This window comes from Salinicola endophyticus, from assembly GCF_040536835.1.
Classification (GTDB): domain Bacteria; phylum Pseudomonadota; class Gammaproteobacteria; order Pseudomonadales; family Halomonadaceae; genus Salinicola; species Salinicola endophyticus_A.
This window is the reverse complement of record NZ_CP159578.1, coordinates 2,466,797-2,480,072: the sequence shown is the minus strand read 5'-3', so window position 1 is coordinate 2,480,072 and position 13,276 is coordinate 2,466,797. Positions and strand designations below refer to the sequence as shown.

Annotated in this window: 5 protein-coding genes; 2 read left to right on the top strand and 3 right to left on the bottom strand. The window is 67.2% G+C overall.

The genetic code is table 11. From position 1 onward, the window contains the following. The first annotated feature begins 263 nt into the window (after window positions 1-263). Window positions 264-836 (top strand): hypothetical protein, encoded by a 573-nt coding sequence (locus ABV408_RS11170; protein ID WP_353979028.1) that lies wholly within the window; start codon window positions 264-266, stop codon window positions 834-836. A 23-nt stretch (window positions 837-859) separates the two neighbouring features. Next, complete coding sequence (locus tag ABV408_RS11165; RefSeq protein WP_353979027.1) at window positions 860-2,257, top strand: PLP-dependent aminotransferase family protein; 1,398 nt, start codon at window positions 860-862, stop codon at window positions 2,255-2,257. 253 nt (window positions 2,258-2,510) lie between these two features. Here ABV408_RS11165 and ABV408_RS11160 read toward each other — a convergent pair whose 3' ends face one another. The 3 genes from ABV408_RS11160 to ABV408_RS11150 all read right to left on the bottom strand — a co-directional run bounded on the left by ABV408_RS11160 (window position 2,511) and on the right by ABV408_RS11150 (window position 13,170). Then, the gene (locus ABV408_RS11160; RefSeq protein ID WP_353979026.1) at window positions 2,511-4,013 is read right to left on the bottom strand and encodes an autotransporter outer membrane beta-barrel domain-containing protein; all 1,503 of its coding nucleotides are present in this window, start codon (window positions 4,011-4,013) and stop codon (window positions 2,511-2,513) included. A 290-nt stretch (window positions 4,014-4,303) separates the two neighbouring features. Further along, entirely contained in the window at window positions 4,304-5,641 is a 1,338-nt protein-coding gene (locus ABV408_RS11155) for an aminotransferase class I/II-fold pyridoxal phosphate-dependent enzyme (RefSeq protein ID WP_353979025.1), read from the bottom strand. Further along, a complete protein-coding gene (locus tag ABV408_RS11150) occupies window positions 5,638-13,170 on the bottom strand; it encodes an SDR family NAD(P)-dependent oxidoreductase (RefSeq protein ID WP_353979024.1) in 7,533 nt (2,510 codons plus the stop codon). The genes ABV408_RS11155 and ABV408_RS11150 overlap by 4 nt, the downstream gene beginning before the upstream one ends. Window positions 13,171-13,276: the final 106 nt, after the last annotated feature.

Sequence of the window (13,276 nt, the reverse complement as noted above, 5' to 3'; positions counted from 1 at the left end):
CGGCTGATCGATGGCTGGCGTCTTACAGGGCGCCTGACCATTCGCGAGCAAAGCTCTCTCCTGCACGGCCCACTCATACGGGCATACATTTCACCTCAATTCATATCACCTCAATGCATACAATTAATAGTTGTATGCATTCATCCCTGTATTGAGTGGTTTTTGTATGACTGCTACCATTCCGATGTCTATGAGACCCGGGTGGCGTCCGCTGCGATTCTCCCCGGTATGAGTGATGGCGAGATGAGAGTGAGGAGCGCGTTATGATCCAGACAATGCTGATACTGGCGGTGATCTTTATCGGGGTGGCGTTCGCTGTCTATCAGGTTTATGACATCTACTACGCGCAGAACGTCGGCGACGACGAAGCGCTGGCGGTACGTGAAGGGGCGGGCCGTGCTTCCGCGTCAGAGAGTGCCTTTGCGGCGCTGCGCGGGGTCTTTCCCGAGCGGTTGGTGAGCGCGGCACAGCGTGACGAGACGCTGTCGCGCAACCCCGAGCCGCTGCTGCGCCGGCGCAAGAGCATCGTGCTGGAGCAGGGGGTGAAGATTCGCTATCTGTCGCTGTGGACCGGCCGTCCTGTGGCGCACGACTGGCGCAAGGCGCTGCTGATCGTGGTGCTGGTCGATTGCCTGATCGCCATGTTCCTGGGCGGCCTGAGCCTTTATACCGTTGCTTACGAAGTGCCCGGCGCCACCTTTGCCTGGATGAACGACCCCGTGGTGATCCTGGTGCTGCTGGCGCTGGTGATCCTTTTGACCCACGCGGTGGCCAAGCTGGATCTCTACCTGCACGATCTCTATCGCATTGGTCGTCTCAACCGGTATCTCGCCTGATGCCGGTCTGGGCCGAGGACGCTATGCCGTGGTTGCCGCGACTCTCGCTGGCGACGCGTCCGCTCTATCGTGCGATTGCCGATGCGATTGCCGAGGATATCGCCAATGGCCGTCTGATGCCGAACCAGCAGTTACCGACCCAGCGCCAGCTCGCCGAGCATCTCGGGATCAACTTCACCACCGTGACCCGTGCCTATAACGAGGCGCGGGAGCGTGGCCTGATCGAAGCTCGGGTGGGCAGTGGCAGCTACGTGCGGGGCGAGTCACGCCCCGTCAGGCCGAGTGAGCCGCTGCCACCGCCGGAAGTTCGGCGCGGTGCGGACATGAGCATGAACCTGCCGCCGGAACCGGCGGATACTGCTCTGGCGGCGCAGATGCAGGCCGGGCTGGCAGCTTTGCAGCCGCGTCTGCCCGAGCTGCTGCGCTACCAGGAGTTCGGTGGCTCGCTACGTGACCGCGAGGCCGGCGCGGAATGGCTGTCGCGGCACTGGCCGGAGGTGCCCGTGGCCAGGCTGCAGGTCTGTCCCGGCGCCCAGAGCGCGCTGCTCTCCATTCTGACGCTGCTGAAGGCGACTGAGCCGAATGCCGTGGTGTGCTGTGCCGCGCTCACCTATCCCGGTCTGCGTGCCGTAGCCGGGCAACTGGGCATCCGGCTGATCGGCTTGCCGGTCGATGAGGCGGGAGTCGATCCCGAGGCTTTCGCCGCGGCCTGTGCTCGCTACTCGCCGCGCGCGCTCTACTGCAACCCGACCCTACACAATCCCACCACCTACACGATGCCGCTCGCCCGGCGTGAGGCGATCACCGAGGTGGCGCGGCACTACCAGGTGCCGATCATCGAAGACGACGCCTACGCCGCGCTGCCGCGCCAACCGGTGACACCACTGGCGAGCTATGCGCCGGAGCTGACCTACTACATCGCCGGGCTCGCCAAGTGTCTGGGTGCGGGCCTGAGGCTGGCTTATGTGGTGGCGCCGGGGCAGGCCGAGGCCCGACGCCTGGCCGGTGCCCTGCGCGCGACCACGGTGATGGCGTCTCCGTTGAATGCGGCGCTGGCCACCGAGTGGATCGAGAGTGGTGTCGCCGTGCGCTGGCTGGAGGCGATACGTAACGAGACCCGCGCCCGCTACGCGCTGGTCGACGAGTGGCTGCCCCAGGGTAGCTTTCGTGGGCAGCCGGATGCCTTCCATATCTGGATACCCCTGGCATCGCACTGGAGCCGGGCGGCCTTCGCCCATCGTCTGGGCAGCTTCGATATCAGCGTCGTGCCCAGCGATGCCTTCACTGTCTCCGGGCAGGCGCCGGAAGCGGTGCGAGTTTGCCTGGGGGGCACCATCAGCCGCCAGTCGCTGGCGGTGGCACTGGGTGATATCGCCCAGACTCTGCAGAGCCGCCCGGATCAGCATATCGGGGTGATTTGACACCCGATCTCGCTATGCTCTGCACGAAAACTACCTGCGCTCGGCAATCCAGCGTTAAAAATCGGCTGGATCGCCAGCCCGGTCAAAATGCTCATTTATACCCCGTAAACTCCGCCTTATCGCCGATTTTTGCCTTAGCTACGCGCCCCGGTCTGGCCTTCGCTCGCTGACTTTTCGTACAGAACCTAGCGCTGCACGTTTCAGACGCACTCAAGAATTTCTCGTACTTTTCCCCGGTAGTCACTTCAAGTACCTAGAGGCGATAGGCCAGGGTCGCCTGCAGCTTGCGATAGCGGGTGTCGCTGCTGCCGACGACGGCGACGCCTGCAAAGTCGACGTTCCAGCGCTGCCCCAGTTCGTGCGACAGTCCCAACTTCAGCTGCTCGCGGCTGGGGTCGTCCTTCTCGATGAGATTGACCCGGCTGTCCACATGCGCGGTGATGTTGTGATAGTGCAGGGCGCTGGCGTAGAGCTGCCCGTTGGGCAGGTCGTAGCCCAGCTTGAACCCGCCGAAGAGCTCGCCGAGTTCGACCCCGTAATCGCTCTGTGTGCCCAGATAGCGCCCCTGCAGCTTGTCGTTGAGATAGGAGCCGCCGGCAGTCACCCCGATCTGCCAACGAGCCAGACGCGGCAGATAATAGGTCGTCGAGCCGCGCGCACCCCAGCGCTCGCCGTCGAGATTCACATCGCCGGCCAGATAGCGGTTGCGGCTGCGGCCATCCAGCGACTGATAGAGCCCGATCGCATCGAGCACCCAGCGGCCATCGTCGACGGCCACAGCGGCATAGGGAGCGATCACGTCGCCGCCCAGATCGACACGCGCGACCTGGTTGTGAGTGGTGATATCGACAGAGCTGTGCCCGGCAGCGAGCCCCAGTAGCCAGCCTTTGCGCTTCCAGTCGAGGCCGACGAACGCCGCCTTGCCTTCGCCATCATAGGCGGTGGTGTTGGCACGCCCCTCCAGGTCGCTCGCTTCGCTCGCCACCCAGACGTTGAGGCCGCGCCCGGCGGCGAATCGCTGCCCCTGGCTTGGCGCGGACGCGCGGCCGGGCTGCATGGCGCTGTCGATCTGGCTGGAGAGAATGCCGAAGTTCTGCGCCATTGCCTGTTTCTGGGCGCCGCGTAGCGCCATGTCGGTATCCAGCATCCCCAGGCGCGCGGCGAGTTGCAGCAGGCGTTTTGGCGAGAGGGCGTTGAGCGACTGACCATCGATCAGCGGATTGCCGTTGGCGTCCAGTAGGGTGATCGGCGTCGATCCCTTGAAATCGTCCAGCGTCTGGTCGTCGGGCAGGACCAGCGTGACCGGCTGACCGTTGAGGGTGGCGGATAGACGGTTGGCGCTGGCGAGCGAATCGGGCGTCCCCTCCCAGCTCAGGGTCAGTGGCCGTGAGTCCACCACGCTGGAGATTGAGTAGACCGCCGCTTGATCGCCCTTGTCGTACCCGGTCTCGAAGCTTGCGGCCGTGGTCGAAAAGTCGACCCTGTTGCCGTTGACGTCCAGTGTCACGCGGTCGCCCTTGATCAGGTTGGCCAGCGAGGTCTGCCCATCGGGTGAGCTGATGGTGAATGTGCGGCCGTTGTTCAACTTCAGGCTGGCCCGGGTGTCATCCTTCGAGATGTCGCCCTGAGTCTGGGCATCGGGTAGCGCCTGGCCGAGCTGGATCAGCTCGGCGAGACCGAAGCCGGCGGCAGCCACGCCGGGACAGACGGCAAGTGCGCCAAGGCCAAGCACGGCCGCCTTGAGATCGATCCGCATGAATTGCGTTCCCCGTTGCTGTCTATGAGTTTTGTCATCGGCAAATAGCGATAAAAGTTCAGCCTATAGAATGATAAATAAAATAAAAATCTAATATTCAGGTTCGAATCGATACGGGGGGGGCGATGTTCATGCGACGGGGTGGCGACGGCAAAACGTAGAGATGCTGCATTCGCAAGCGACGCTCGCGCCCATAGGTAGCGTCTGGTGAGTGGGGTGGCGTCTGCGGGGTGAGGTGGCGATAGATGAGCGACCGCGGCGTGGCGTCGCGGTCACGGGGAGGAGCTGGCTTACTTGTAACCGGCTTGCTCGGTGCGGGCTTGCCACTCGGTCTGCAGGGCGTCCAGAGTGCGGTCGATCTGTTCGCGGGTGTGCTCGCAGTTGAGGAAGAAGCGTAGACGGGCGCTTTTTTCCGGTACCGCTGGATGAAGGATCGGCTGCACGTTGATATCGTGCTTTAGCAGGGCGTCGGAGAGACCGGCGGCGAGCACCGAGCTGCCGACGATGATCGGCACCACGGCGACGCCGATGCTGTCGCCGATGTCGAAACCGCGCGCCTTGGCCTGCTCCAGGAAGTAGCCCGAGATGGTGTGCAGGTCACGCAGACGCTGCGGCTCCTCTTTCATCACCGCAAGCGCGGCCAGCGACGGCGCGGCGACCTGGGCCGGCATGCCCACGCTGTAGAGAAAGCCGGGTGCGAAGTAGCGCAGCATCTCGACCAGTTCGCGACAGCCGGCGATATAACCTCCGCAGCCGGACATCGTCTTGGAGAGCGTGCCCATCCAGATATCGACGTCGGTGGAGGCGACCTGGCAGTGCTCGCGCAGCCCCAGGCCGGTGTCGCCCATCACTGCGAAGGAGTGCGCCTCGTCGACCATCAGCCACGCCTGGTGGCGCTCTTTGATCTCGACGAAGCGCTTCAGATCGGGGGCGTCGCCATCCATGCTGTAGAGCCCTTCGATCACCACCAGCACGCGCTCGAACTGCCCGCGGTGGCGTGCCAGCAGGGCTTCCAGTGCCGCCGGATCGTTGTGGGCGAAACTCATCCGCCGCGCGCCGGAGAGCTGCGCGCCCACCAGGGTGCTGTTGTGGATGTACTCGTCGTGCAGCACCAGGTCCTTGGGCCCGAGCAGGTACCCGAGGGTCGAGACGTTGGTGGCGTGGCCGCTGACGAACACCACCGCGTCCTCGACCTCGTAGGTCTCGGCGATGGCGCGCTCCAGTTCGTGGTGGATGGGGCGCTCACCGGAGACCGGGCGGCTCGCCGAGACCGAGCTGCCGTAGCGCTGGAGTGCCTCGATGCCGGCCTGGATCACCTTGGGGTGGTGGGCCAGCCCGAGATAGTTGTAGCTGGCGAAGTTGATGCACTCGCGCCCGCCGATGGTGGTGGTGGCCCCGGCGGTGCCTTCGTGAACCTTGAAGAAGGGGTCGGGAATACCCAGCCGCTGACCACCTTCGCGCATCAGCTTCAACTGCTGATAACCGGGGTGGCGGTCGAAGCGGGTAAAGCGTTCGTTCACCCCGGCGCCCGCGGCGCGCGTGTTGGGTGCGTCACCCGCCGGGCGCTGCTGGCGCCGCTGGCGGGCCTGGTCGAGCAGGCGCTGCTTGAGCGTGTCGGACTGACTCACGGTGTGCTCTCTCCGGCTGCTTGCCCATCCTGCAGCTCGCTGACCCCGTGGCGGGCCGCGAGACTGCTGATCGATTCGTCTTCACTCTCGCTGTCGCTGCCTTCGCCGCGCAGCTTGTGCATCAGATAGTCGCACAGCTTGGCCAGGGTGCCTGCCTCGCTGAGTACCATCACCGGCACCTGAATGCCCAGGCGTGACTCCAGCGCGGTGACCAGCTCGACCCCCATCAGCGAATCGAAGCCCATGTCGTAGACCGACTTGTGGATGTCGATCTTCTCTTCATCGATCAACAGAATCTTGGCGAGTTCCTTGCTGAGAACACCGATCAGGGTGTCGTAGAGCGCTTCCGGCTCCAGACTGGCGAGCAGCTGCTGCAGGTCGTCGTCGCCTTCGTTGCTGCTGTCGTCGCTGGCGCTGCGCGCGATCTCGCGGTAGCGCGGCGTCTCCGCCGTGGGCAGGAAGCGTGCCAGCGCGCGCCACTCCAGCTCGAGCACGCCGAGCGCGGCGACATCGGCCACCAGCATGCGTTCGAGCACGTCGAGGGCATCACGCGAGGTGAGCGCTTCGCCGCCCAGGCGCTCCTGCAGGCTGTCGCGGGTCTGGGTATGCCGTGCCAGGAAGCCGACATCCTCGATAGCGCCCCAGCGCACCACGGTAGCGGGACGGCCCTGGGCGCGTCGCTGTGCGCCGAACGCTTCCAGCCAGTGGTTGGCGGCTACGTAGCTGGCCTGGCCGGGGTTGCCGAACAGCGTGGTCGCGGAGGAGTAGACCACGAAGAAGTCGAGCGGGTCATCGGCGGTCAGCGCATCCAGATGGCGCGCGCCGTCGAGCTTGGGTGCCATCGCCCGGCGCACCCGCTCGGCGTCGAGATTGCGGATCAGGCCGTCGTCGATCACCGTGGCGGCGTGCACGATACCCTTGATCGGGCCCAGGGCGTCGCGGGCGGTGTCGAGCACCGCACGCAGGGCTTCGGCATCGGTCACGTCGCAGGCTTCGGCGCGTACGCTTACGCCCGCGGTCTGCAGGCGTGTCACACCGGCCTGGGCCTCTTCGGTGGTGGCGCCGCGGCGGCCCAGCAGCAGCAGCTTGCGCGCTCCCTTGGCGGCCAGCCACTCGGCGGTGGCGAGGCCGAAGCCACCCAGCCCACCGGTGACCACGTAGGTCGCGGCGGCATCCAGGCTGAGCGTGAGATCCTCGCCGGGCGTCGGGGCGATCTGCGGCGGGCGCTCGTAGGTGACCACCACCTTTCCGATCTGACGCGCCTGCTGCATGTAGCGGAAGGCCTCGACCACCCGATCGCTGCCGAAGGCGGTGTAGGGCAGCGGGGCCAGAGTGCCGTCGGCGAACAGTGCCATCATCTCGCCGAACAGTTCGCCGGTCAGGCGTGGCAGCTCGCGCATCAGCTGGTCGGAGTCGACCCCGAAGTAGCTCAGGTTGTTGCGGAACGGACGCAGCCCGACCTTGGTGTTCTCGTAGAAGTCGCGTTTACCCAGTTCGATGAAACGGCCGAACGGATTGAGTACGCGCAGGTTCTGGTTGATCGCTTCGCCGGCCAGCGAATTGAGCACCACGTCGACCCCGCGGCCATCACCGCCGTTGTCTATCGAAAGATCGTGCAGGATCTCTTCGGCGAAGGTCAGGCTGCGGGAATCGTAGAGCCGCTCTACGCCCAACAGACGCAGGAAGTCGCGTTTTTCCGCCGAACCGACCGTGGCGTAGATCTCGGCGCCCAGCCAGCGGCCGATCTGGATCGCGGCCAGGCCCACGCCGCCGGCGGCACCGTGGATCAGCAGGCGCTCGCCCGGCTGCACGCGAGCCAGATGCTTGAGCGAGTAGTAGACGGTGAAGAACGTGGTGGGGATGGTCGCCGCGGCAGCGTAGCCGATCTCTGCTGGAATCGCGGCGACGGCGTTAGCGTCGGCGATCAGGCGGTCGCTGAAGCTCGCCGGACCGAAGCCGACCACGGCGTCGCCGGGTTTGAGCGGGCTGTCGGCATCGCCGACCCGTACCACCTCGCCGGCGAACTCCAGCCCCAGAGTGGGGCCGGCGAAGCCGTTCTCGATCGCCTCGTCCGAGAGCAGGCCGAGGGCATACATCACGTCGCGGAAATTGAGCCCGGTAGCCTTGACCGCTACCTCGACCTGACCCGCCTGGGGCGCGGCCAGCGTATGCGGCTGCCAGCGCAGATGGCGCAGCTGGCCGGGCAGTTCGAAGCCCAGGCTGACCGCATGGCCGGCGCCGATTTCGCGCTGCTCGGCTTCGTTGACGCTGCCGGGCGCGGGCTCGAGGCCGAGACGCGGCACCCAGCGTGCGCCCTCGGCGCCGAGTACGATCTCGCTCTCGGCATCCGGCATTTCCAGCTCGAACAGCAGGGCATCGAGCAGCGCTTCGCTGGTCGCTGCGTTGGCCGGCAGATCGAGTAATCGCACCTGGCGGCTGCCGGCCTCGTTCTGCAAGGAGCGGCCGAAGCCCCACAATGCCGCGTCTTCGGGCGTCCTGGACCGACCTGCCGCGTCTTCGGGCGGCATGAAACGACCTGCCGCGTCTTCGGACGGCGTGGCGCTAAGGGTATCCATCGCGCCCAGCGTGGGGCCGACGCCCTGGGTGATCAGCCACAGTGACGCCTCGCTGCCACTGGCTTCGAGACTCTGCAACCACTGCATGGCTAGCACACAGCGTGTCTCGGCGTTGCTGCCGAGGCCGCGCAGATCGACCACCTGGGTCGCGACGACCTCGGCGAGCAGTGCCGCCGGTTCACCATCGTCGCGTCTTGAAACCGTCTCTTCGAGGGTGTTCAGGCGCGCTTCCAGCGCGCTGGCGAGAGGCCGCGAGGCGGCGTCTTCCAGGATCAGCCAGTGCGCCGGCGCGTGCTCACTGCGCTCGCCACTGTCATCACTCGGCGTGGCGCTGGCCAGCGGTGGCTGGGCGGTCAGCAGCACCAGCCCGCCATGATCGCTCTCCAGCGTATGCGTGGCGATCCCGCGGTAGCCGAGCATGTCGAGCTGCTCGCGCACCTCGGTGAGCGCGGCCGGCAGGGTGTCGTCTTCCAGGGCCAGCGACAGGAAGCTGCGCCAGTCGCTGTCGTCCTGGGCCAGCAGTGCGATCTGCGCATCGTCCGCGAGCTGCTGCGGCAGCGTACGCAGCAGGGCGGCGGTCTCCTCGCGCGTGCCGTCGAGGGTGATCAGTGCCACCGTCGCCCCGATATCGGCGGTGGCCGCGTCGCTGGCGATCAGCTCGACCCGCGCATCCTGTTCGGCCAGCGCCTCGGCTTCCTGTCGCGCACTGTCGCGCAGCGGAAGGAAGCGGAACGCCGCGCGATCACCGGGGATACCCTGGAGCAGGCGCTCGCCCAGCTGCGGTCGCGATGCCGCTGCCTCGAGCACGATCAGCCGCTGCTGCGGTGGCAGCAGCTGCAGCGAGAGCTGGTACTGCGCCTGCCAGGTGTCGGCCAGCGCGAACCAGCCGCGTTCACCCACGCTGGCCTGGAACAGCCGGGTCATGCGTGCGCTGTCCAGACCCAGGCTCTCGGCGTCGAGCTGACCGTCGAGCCACTCGGCCAGATGCAGGCCGAGCCGGCCGACGCTGTGGGTCAGGGCGGCGTAGTCGGGGTAGTCGCGGATCAGCAGATTCCAGATCGTGGCGGCGTCGATCTCCTCCGCCTCGCGCAGCTGCCAGCCGGCATCGGTCTGGTTGACCACGCCGCTGGTCACGGCAAGCTCGATTAGCCGCTGGCGGCGCTGGCGCAGATCGGCCGCGCCGCTGTCGAAGCGGGCCTCGGGTAGCTGGCCGTCGGCATCGGCATGCGGGCGCAGCGCCTGATCGAGAAAGCTCGCGACCAGCGTATCGAGCAGCGGCGCGACCTCGTCGGCGTAGCGGCCGCCGGTCACTTCGCGGTAGCGCATCTTCAACTCGTTCAGGGCGAGCTCGGCGCTGGCATCATCCAGCGGCAGGCTGGCGGCTTCCCGCGGCGCCGGCACCAGGCGGTGATCGAGATAGCTCAACCGATGCTGGGGCGCATGGCGCAGGCGTGCGGCCTTGAATCGCGCGCCCTCGACCACGGCGATGGCCTGGCCGTCGGCGGCGTAGAGCACGACTTCGGCGCACAGCGAGTGCGGCGCCCGGCTGGTGAGGTGCACCTCCATCCACGCCGGCGGTGCGCCGTCGAGGCGCAGCTGCAGCCGCTCCAGGCGCACCGGTACGAAGGCCATGCCGCCGGCGGCGGCGAGTTCGTCGGCCAGCAGCGGGATGAACAGCTGGAAGGCGCTGTCGAGAATCCCCGGCGCGAGCAGGCAGTCGCGCTGCCCCTCGGCGATCGCCGGCGGCAGGTCGATGCGACCCAGGGCGCGGTCATCCTCGAGCCAGATGGCATCGATGGCCTGGAAGCCGGGGCCGTAGTCGAGCCCGACATGGGCCGCCATCGCCAGGTGGTGTTCGCGGCTGATGTCCGGGGCTCGCTGGGGCAGGCCGGCGCCGCGACGGCTCAGCAGCAGGCCGCGGGTCTGGGCGGCGATACGCACGCGGGCGTTGAGGGCCCAGGCATCGTCACTGGCAGGCTCGCGGGTCTGCATGGTGAGGCTGCCATCGCCTTCGTCGAGCTCGAGCAGCAGCTTCTTGCCGTGGCTAGCGTCGAGCAGCAGCGGGCTCAGGATCTCGAGCGCCTCGATATCCAGCAGCGGGCTGGCCTTACAGGCACTGGCGGCAGCCAGCGCCAGCTCGGCGAAGCCGGCACCCGGGAACACCGTGGCCTCGCCGACTCGGTGATCGGCCAGCCATGGCAGGCGCCGGGTATCGAGCTGACTCTCCCAGGCCCAGCCCTGGCGGGCGAGACGGTAGCCGAGCAGCGGGTGTTCGTAGTGGCGTGCCATCAGGCCCTGGGCATCGCCGGTGGGGCTGACCCAGTAGCGCTCACGCTGCCAGGGGTAGTGGGGCAGGTCGACGAAGCGGCCGACCACCGGGAACCAGGGGCGCGGTGACACGCTGCCGCTGGCGAGCAGTCCGGCGAGGCTGGCTTCGACGGCGCTGAAGCCATCGTCGCCGCGGGCCAGCGTGCCGAGCACGCAACCCGGCTGGGCGTCGGTGGCAAGGGCGTCGCTGAGATAGCGGCGCAGGATCGGCTGGGCGCCGATCTCGACGAAAGTACGCGCGCCGTCGGCGATCAGGGCGTCGATGGCGGGGGCGAACTGCACCGGTTCGCGGATATTGCGCCACCAGTAGTCGGCGCCCAGCTCGCGGCCGGGCAGCAGCGTGCCTGAGACGGTGGAGTAGAACGGCAGCTCGCCATCATGGGGTGTCAGGTGTGCCAGGGCATCGATCAGCGGGGCGCGAATCGGGTCCATCGCCGGGCTGTGGAAGGCATAGTCCAGCGGCAGGCGCTTGGCGAAGATGCGTTCGGCGGTCAGCGCGCTCTCCAGGCGTGTCAGTGCCTCGGCAGGGCCGGCCAGGGTCACGCCCTTGGCGCTGTTGACCCCGGCGATCACGATCTCGGCGTACTCGGGGGCGTCGAGCCAGCTCTGCATCGCCTCCGCGCCGAGGCCCACGGCGCTCATTTCGCCGCTGCCACGGGTGCGGCCCTGGCCGGCGCTGCGGTGGAAGATCACGCTGACCGCGGTCTCCAGCGTCAGCGCGCCGCATGCCCAGGCGGCGGCGACTTCGCCCACGCTGTGCCCGGTGACCGCCGCCGGGTGCACGCCCTCGGCGGCCAGCAGCCGCGTCAGCCCGACCTGCAGCGCGAACAGCGCCGGCTGGGCGATCTCGGTGCGCGCCAGGCGATCCTCACCTGAGCTATCGCGGGCCTGATTGGTGCCTTCGAGTTCCTCGCGCAGGGAGAAGTCGGCATGGCGCTGAAACAGCGCATCCACCTCGTCGATGGCGGCGGCGAATACCGCTGATTCCGCCAGCAGCGTCTGCCCCATGCGCTCCCACTGACAGCCGTTGCCGGTATACACGAACACCGGACCGTGGCTGTCGGTGACGCGCTCGACGCTGGCGCTGCCGGGGACACTCTCGCCGGCGGCCAGAGCGTCCAGGCGGGCGATCGCGTCTTCCGCGCTGGCGCTGAACAGCACCGCTGCGTGAGGGTGGGCCTCGCGGCGGAAAGCCAGGCTATAGGCGGTGTCGTAGAAGACCTCGGGCTGGCTGGCCAGGGTGGCGCTCAGACGGCTGGCGAATTCGCACAGCGCCTCGGGGCTGCGCGCACTCAGACACAGCGGCAGCCGGCGAGCGGCGCTATCGGCGGCCGCCGGCTGCGCCGGTGTGGGTGCCGACTGCAGCAGCACATGGGCGTTGGCGCCACCGAAGCCGAACGAGTTGACGCCAATGGTCAACGTGCCCTCGGCCTTGAGGCGGCGGGGCTTGTCGACGATCTCCAGGTTCCAGCCGTCGAGATCGATGCGCGGGTTGACCTGGCGGATACCGATGGTCGCCGGGACCTCGCGCTCGCGCAGGGCGTAGATCGCCTTGGCCAGGCCGGCGACCCCAGACGCAGTCTCCAGGTGGCCGAGGTTCGACTTGACCGAGCCGATGGGCAGCGGCTCGCGCCGCTGCTGGCCGATCGCCGCACCGATGGCGCGGGTCTCCAATGGATCGCCGACCGCGGTGCCGGTGCCGTGGGCCTCGAGGTAGTCGATATCGTCCGGGGTGAGGCCGGCACGCGCCAGGGTATGGCGCATCAGCGCCACCTGGGCGTCGGCATTGGGCACGGTCAGGCCCTTCTTGTAGCCGTCGGTATTGACCCCGCTGCCGGCGACCACGGCGAGAATGCGATCGCCGTCGGCCACCGCCTTGTCATAATCCTTGAGCAGGAAGACGCCGCCGCCTTCGGAGCGCACGTAGCCATCGCCGTTGGCGTCGAAGACCTGACAGCGTCCGGTGGGCGAGAGCATGCTCGCCTTGGAGAAGATGATGAAGCCGAACGGATGCAGGTGCAGGCTGATCCCGCCGGCCAGGGCGATTTCGGTCTCGCCGCTGCGGATCGACTGGCAGGCCTGGTGGAAGGCCACCAGCGACGACGAGCAGGCGGTATCCATCGACATGCTCGGCCCGTGGAGGTCGAACAGATAGGAGATACGGTTGGAGGCGATGCTCGAGGTGTTGCCGGTGGCGGTCGACGTATCGATCGCCGACATGTCGTCGGCCATGCGATAGGAGTAGTCGAGACTGGCGACGCCGATGAACACCCCGCACTGGCTGCCACGCAGGCGCTGCGGGGGAATGCCGGCGTCCTCCATCGCTTCCCAGGTCATCTCCAGCAGCAGGCGCTGCTGCGGGTCCATCTGCGCGGCTTCGCGCGGGGAGATGCCGAAGAACGTCGCATCGAAGCCGGAGACGTCGCCCAGGCTGCCGGCGGCGAAGGTATAGCTGGTGCCGGGGTGGTGCTTGTCGGGGTGGCGATAGACCTCATGGTCCCAGCGGTCCGCGGCAACCGTGGTGACCAGGTCTTCGCCGCTCTTGAGCGCTTGCCAGAAACGTTCTGAAGTCGGGGCGCTCGGGAAACGATGAGCCGCGCCGATGATGGCAACGCGTTGGGTCATTGGGACTCCTTTCTCCGTAGCCTGGGGCTACGCCTTGCTATTGTTGCGTCATCGCCGGGGCACTGCTTGCGCTATCGTGGTGTTCGCGATAGTCAGAGACAGCGCC

Excerpts from the sequence above, each read along its gene's own strand:
- ABV408_RS11170 (WP_353979028.1), top strand. The coding sequence starts at position 264 with ATGATCCAGACAATGCTGATACTGGCGGTGATCTTTATCGGGGTGGCG.
- ABV408_RS11165 (WP_353979027.1), top strand. The coding sequence starts at position 860 with ATGCCGTGGTTGCCGCGACTCTCGCTGGCGACGCGTCCGCTCTATCGT.
- ABV408_RS11160 (WP_353979026.1), bottom strand. The coding sequence starts at position 4,013 with ATGCGGATCGATCTCAAGGCGGCCGTGCTTGGCCTTGGCGCACTTGCC.
- ABV408_RS11150 (WP_353979024.1), bottom strand. The coding sequence starts at position 13,170 with ATGACCCAACGCGTTGCCATCATCGGCGCGGCTCATCGTTTCCCGAGC.